Raw genomic sequence first — 5,817 nt, forward strand, 5'->3', positions numbered from 1 at the left:
AATACTGAAGACATTAATGGTGAAGGCCTTACCTTAGCATTATCTGCTGGTTGTAAATTAATTAATTTAGAGTTTCTTCAGTTTATACCTGGATATTTAAAACCAAAATATAAAACTATATTTGCTGAAAAAGCCTTTAAATATACTACTTTGGAAGATAGTAATGGAAATAGTATTCTTGGAAAATATTTTCCTGAATATGTTAATGAAAAAGATATTTTGAATGAAAGATCAACTCATGGGCCTTTTAGTAGCAGACTGAAATCAAAATATTTAGACATAGCATTGTTCAAAGAAAGTCTTAGAAACTCAGAACTTCAAGGTGCTAAGGTAAAATATGACATTTCAATTTCAAATAGTGAAGGATTTTTGATTAAGGAATATTTTAATTGGCTTGAGCAAACGAGAGGAATAAAATATAATGAAGAAATAGTAATAACTACTTTTGCACATGCATCTAACGGCGGAATTAGAATTAATAAACGTGCAGAAACAGGTGTAAAAGGGATTTATGCAGCTGGTGAAGTAACAGGAGGGATGCATGGGGCGGATAGGATAGGAGGTTTATCTACGGCTAACGCCCTTGTTTTTGGAAAAATAGCAGGACAAAATGCTGCTCTATTTGCTAAAAATCAAAGAAATTACAATAAAGAAAATATTATTAAACCGAAAATTAGTTTATATATAGATAGTATAAGAATTCCTAAACTTAATCCGAACCTAATAATTGAAGAAGTAAAGGAACTTATGTGGAAAAGCGGGAACGTCGTTAGAAACGATGAACAATTAAATTATGCTATTAAAAAGATAAAAGAATTATCAACAAATTTTCAGGAAGGAATTGAATATTTTAAGGAAATTGATCTTTATAACATTATCAAAGCAAAAAATTATGTAGATTTATCATTAATTTTACTTACTACTATGCTATTAAGAGAGGAAAGTAGAGGTTCTCATTTCAGAGAGGATTATCCATTTCAAATGAATAAGTTTAATAAATTTATAGTTGTTTCAAAAAATAAAAAAGGAGTCATAGAATATCACATGGAAGCCCCTAACAATTAAATAAGCTTATTTTGATATTTTTCAACTTTAGATAATAAAAGGGAGGAATGTTATCCTCCCTTTTATTCATTGGTTGTTAAAGGATCTCCTATTTTTAACAATCCAACATCGTTTATTTCTAGAAAATGTGTTCTAGTATCGTGACCGCATAACCGACAACCATCTATTCTAAAGAGTCTAACTACCTCGCCAATAGGTCTATCATATATTTTTGCTGTATATTGCGACATTATTAATTCTTTGGCTAAAACCATTGTTCCATCTGCAATATGGCCAACTGCATAACTACTTTCTTTACCATACCATCACCCTCCTTTGAAGGCTACTGGTTGGAGTTTTTATTATCTTTCCAGAAGATATTTTACCATGCTATACTAAGATTGCGTGAATGTTATTAATTTTTTATTTTCTTTTTTAAATTTAGTTAACAGTCAAAAATTTTTAGACAAAAAATGCTAAGATTTTTAACAAGCAATTACTTTAGAGGTAGTTTCTAAAAATTAATTAAAAAAAGATTACTATTTATTTTCTAGCAAGAATATAATAATGACAACTTTTTGATCCATCGTTTTTGATATCTTCTACATAAAGCAACTTTTGAATCTCAAAATTAGAAAGAAGACTTTTTGCCTCTTGTTCGTTTACAAAATAGTGAGGAAGACCTTTTTCTATTCCATCTTGTTTAATGATCGTGTTTTCATCAATTTTGTAATTTAAATTTTTTAAATAAGAGGTGTTGTTTTTAGAATTAAGGGTTACGAACAATTCTCCGCCTGGTTTAAGAACGCGATCAATTTCTGAGATAACCTTCTTAATACCCTTAGAATCTGTGTGATATATAACATGAAATGAAAATACCGCGTCAAAAGTAGAATTTTCAAAGGGTAAAGAGTGCATATCACATAGTTTTACGTCAATTTTGTAATCTTTTTGTTTACAAATGGCTTCAAACTTCTCAATTGCGCTTGGTGACCCATCTACAGCAGTAACGTTAAATCCTTGTTCATAGAAATATAATGAGTTCCTTCCAAGGCCACAGCCAAGATCTAAAATCTTGTTTTTGTTTTCCTTTTTCCAACGGATGGAAAGAGGGTATACCACAGGAGCAGGAGTTAGCCAATGATCATCATTTATGTTATTCCAATCCCATGCACCAGTAATGTGATTTTTATTTTCCATTTTTTTTGCCTCTACTTAAAATCTTTTATCATCATTAAATAGACTACCTATGAATCCTCTACTTATGTTTCGAGATTCATCTTTACTTGTGAAATGAGCTGCTTGAATTATTCTATCAGCAAGTCTAGAAAAAGGAAGACTTTGAAGATAAACTTTTCCTGGACCAGTGAGTTGAGCTAGGAATATTCCTTCACCACCAAAAAGTGCATTTTTAAAACCACCAACAAACTTGATATCATAATCAACTGTTTCCGAAAATCCGACTATACAACCAGTATCAACTCTCAATGTTTCTCCGGGTTCTAAAAATTTTTCTACAATAGTTCCACCTGCATGAATAAAAGCCATACCGTTCCCTTCAAGTTTTTGGAGAATGAATCCTTCACCTCCAAATATTCCTGCTCCAATTTTTTTAACAAATTGAATTTTTATTTCTATGCCTTTGGCAGAACAAAGATAACTATTTTTTTGACAAATAAATTGACCATTAAATTCAAGCAAATCGACAGGAATAATTTTGCCAGGATATGGAGCAGAAAAAGCCACTCTGCCCTTTCCTGAACCAGAATTGATAAAATTTGTAATAAAAAAAGATTCTCCGACTATCATTCTTTTAAAACCCTTGAACATTCCTCCTTCTGCATTTGTTTGCATGACAATATTATTATCCATATACATTAAAGCCCCAGCTTCTGCTCTAACGCTTTCTTGAGGATCTAATTCAATTTCAACTAATTGCATATCGTCTCCAAATATTTTATAATCGATAATATCTGCCATCTTTTATTCCTCCCGTTATTATTATTTTACTCACTTTAAATATTCAAAATTCTTAATATATCTAATACTCTCTAACAGTATTTTATCTATGTTTATTAAAATGATACCGTGAAAGAGAAAGGAATTTTTATTTAAATTAACAACATCATAAATCAAAATCATGTTTTTAAAAATATCTCATTTGTAAAATATTTTTAGCTTCGATTTTATATTATATATTAAATATATTAAAAAATTAAATATACAACAACATTCAAATTCATGTCTGTTAAGTTATACCTCTAAGAGGGTATAGTTTAATAATGTTTGTTCAGCAGATTAAGAATAAGTCAAGATTTCAATGATTAGAGGGTTAGATAAATTGGAGATGTTGTTGTAGGCTAGATAATGATTTAGGAATAAGTGTTCTAGAGTCGTTTCTTTCGATTGATGGAGAATTTGGAACAATATTAGAAAATTATATGCGGATTTTTCAATTTACTTGTTTTTTTAACTAAATCTTATTGATTTTTTTATAATTTGTGTTATAATAATAATGAGAATCTGTCTAGTAAATTAAACAAGAAGATAAATGCCGAGGGCTATTGCCCTCGAGATTTTTTATAACCGAAGCTACTAAGATTTTAGTAAGAAATTTAGAAATATAGTGGCTTTATATTTTTTTAATAAAAGAAGCGCATAGAATCATATCATTAATCTTTTCTAAGATTTGAGATAGTTGAGTGAGATATAGAGACTTTAGAAATGAGAATTTTTTAAAATTAAACTTTTGAATTTATAGCGGGTCCAGGGCGGAGCCCCCCTCCCCTCCTTCGGTACAAGTACCGAAAAAGTTGAAAGAATTAAGAATTAGCGAAGATTAGAGGTATGGAGGTATTTTTGAAAAAAATTTAAAACTAAAAGATTGGTAAAACTTAGGTTTTGGAATTTCTAAAGTAGGTAGAGTGAGATAAACAAGGAGGGTTTGACATGCTTACTAATGAAGAGATACGACAGTTAATTTGGGAAAAGTCGAGTGAAGTTGCTGCGAAAATTGGACTTGAGATTTTTGATATATCAATCAGAGGGACTCGAAAGAATAAAACAGTCGAGATAGTTATTGATAATCTAAATGATTATGTTTCAATAGGTGATTGTGAAAGATTTTCAAGGGCAATAGAACCATGGTTAGATGAACTAAATATTTTTGACAGCAGTTATGATTTGGTAGTTAGCTCTCCGGGACTTGATAGAAAATTAAGAGATAGAAATGATTATATTAGGTTCAAAGGGAAACTTGCAAAATTTACTTTAAAAGGGGATGAGGCTAAGGCAGTTACGATAATAGGTTATATTGACGATGTTAACGATGAAATTTTAAAAGTTACAGAAAAAGAATCGAAAAGAGTTGTTGAAATTCCATTAAATGACGTTCAGAAAGCCAATTTAGAAATTGATTTTTAGAATAAAAGTTTTTAGGAGGTGGATTAGGTGAATTTAAATTTACTAGAGGCTATAGATTCTTTAGAGAAAGAAAAAGGGATTAGTCGCGATTATTTAATTGATATTATAGCTAAATCGATCAAAAGCGCATACAAAAAAAACTATGGAGCCAAAAATGTCGAAATAGATATAGATAAAAATCTTACAAGATTAAATGTTTACCAAGTATGGAATGTTGTTGAAGTTGTCGAGAATCCCAAAGAAGAAATTTCTTTAGAAGAAGCGAAAAAGATAGATCCGAAAGTTGAAGTTGGAGGGGTTATAAGAAAAAAGGTCAATCTGAAGAAAGATTTTAACAGGATAGCGGCTCAAACTGCCAAACAAGTTATTCTTCAAAATCTAAAAGAGGTCGAAAAGAAAAAATTGTTTGAAAGATATTTGCCTTTAAAAAATAAGATATCAACAGCTGAGGTAGTAAGAGTTACAGACAGCTATGTGGATATTAGAATCGGGAAACTTGAAACTAAACTTCCTGATAAAGAGATGATTCCTGGAGAAACATTTAATAAAGGAGATTTAATTAAAGTATATATAAAAGATATTCAAAGTACATCCAAAGGGCCAAGAATAATGGTTTCTCGAACCGCTCCAGAATTTATCTGTGAACTTTTAACAAGCATTGTTCCGGAAATTGATGAAGGAATTGTTAAGATCGTTAAGATAAGTAGAGAACCAGGGATAAGAACCAAAGTTGCTGTAACAAGTACTGTTCCAAACGTTGATGCAGTTGGTGCGTGTATAGGAGAAAAAGGATTTCGAATAAATGAATTATTAAAAGAAATTAAGAATGAAAAAGTTGATATAATTGAATATTCCGATGATCCGAAGATTTTTATCAAAAATGCATTAGCCCCTGCTGAAGTTAAAAATATCACATTAAATGAAGAAGAAAGAACCGCTTACGTATATGTTCCAGAGAATCAATTTTCTTTGGCAGTCGGAAAAGGTGGTCAAACAGCACGTCTCGCAGCAAAAATTACTGGATGGAAAATTGATATTCATCCCTTAAGTTAAAAACTAAAATATATAGCCATAAAGTTGCCGTGTGAATTAAAAATATCACACGGCAATTTTTTTATACTTGACTTAGAGTTAACTCCATATTATATAATTAAAAAAATGTTAAAAAATAATGCTTAATTTAACTAGAAAAATAAAATAAAAATAAAAAGCACTTGACATGGAGTTAACTCTATGGTGTATGATTAAATTAACAAGAGTGAAAAATTTATTTAAAGGGGATGAAAATCATGAAAAGATGCGAAGAACAAGATAATTTCATAACAATAATTCGAAATGGTTCACAAGAAC

5 protein-coding genes and 1 pseudogene are annotated in these 5,817 nt (G+C 30.2%); 3 read left to right on the forward strand and 3 right to left on the reverse strand.

What is annotated here, in order from left to right; translation table 11 throughout:
* Positions 1 to 1,065 (forward strand): FAD-binding protein (locus tag PKN74_RS07655; protein WP_472310168.1); only part of this gene is annotated, 1,065 nt, incomplete at its 5' end.
* A 62-nt stretch (positions 1,066 to 1,127) separates the two neighbouring features.
* Here the strand turns inward: PKN74_RS07655 and PKN74_RS07660 are convergent.
* The 3 genes and pseudogenes from PKN74_RS07660 to PKN74_RS07670 all read right to left on the reverse strand — a co-directional run.
* A pseudogene (locus PKN74_RS07660) lies at positions 1,128 to 1,352 on the reverse strand (ATPase domain-containing protein); the annotation flags it as partial.
* Between the two features lie 235 nt (positions 1,353 to 1,587).
* Positions 1,588 to 2,244, reverse strand: a complete 657-nt coding sequence (locus PKN74_RS07665; protein ID WP_472310170.1) for a class I SAM-dependent methyltransferase — start codon at positions 2,242 to 2,244, stop codon at positions 1,588 to 1,590.
* A 15-nt stretch (positions 2,245 to 2,259) separates the two neighbouring features.
* Entirely contained in the window at positions 2,260 to 3,024 is a 765-nt protein-coding gene (locus PKN74_RS07670; RefSeq protein WP_472310172.1) for a TIGR00266 family protein, read from the reverse strand.
* A gap of 969 nt (positions 3,025 to 3,993) precedes the next feature.
* Between PKN74_RS07670 and PKN74_RS07675 the strand changes: the two genes are divergently transcribed.
* Positions 3,994 to 4,467, forward strand: a complete 474-nt coding sequence (locus PKN74_RS07675) for a ribosome maturation factor RimP (protein WP_472310174.1) — start codon at positions 3,994 to 3,996, stop codon at positions 4,465 to 4,467.
* 27 nt (positions 4,468 to 4,494) lie between these two features.
* Positions 4,495 to 5,520, forward strand: a complete 1,026-nt coding sequence (nusA, locus tag PKN74_RS07680) for a transcription termination factor NusA (protein ID WP_045088351.1) — start codon at positions 4,495 to 4,497, stop codon at positions 5,518 to 5,520.
* Positions 5,521 to 5,817 lie beyond the last annotated feature (297 nt).

The organism is Defluviitoga sp. (assembly GCF_035349255.1).
GTDB lineage: Bacteria > Thermotogota > Thermotogae > Petrotogales > Petrotogaceae > Defluviitoga.

What these genes read in the sequence shown, in the direction of transcription:
- PKN74_RS07670 (WP_472310172.1), bottom strand. Translation starts at nt 3,024, where the DNA reads ATGGCAGATATTATCGATTATAAAATATTTGGAGACGATATGCAATTA.
- PKN74_RS07675 (WP_472310174.1), top strand. Translation starts at nt 3,994, where the DNA reads ATGCTTACTAATGAAGAGATACGACAGTTAATTTGGGAAAAGTCGAGT.
- PKN74_RS07665 (WP_472310170.1), bottom strand. Translation starts at nt 2,244, where the DNA reads ATGGAAAATAAAAATCACATTACTGGTGCATGGGATTGGAATAACATA.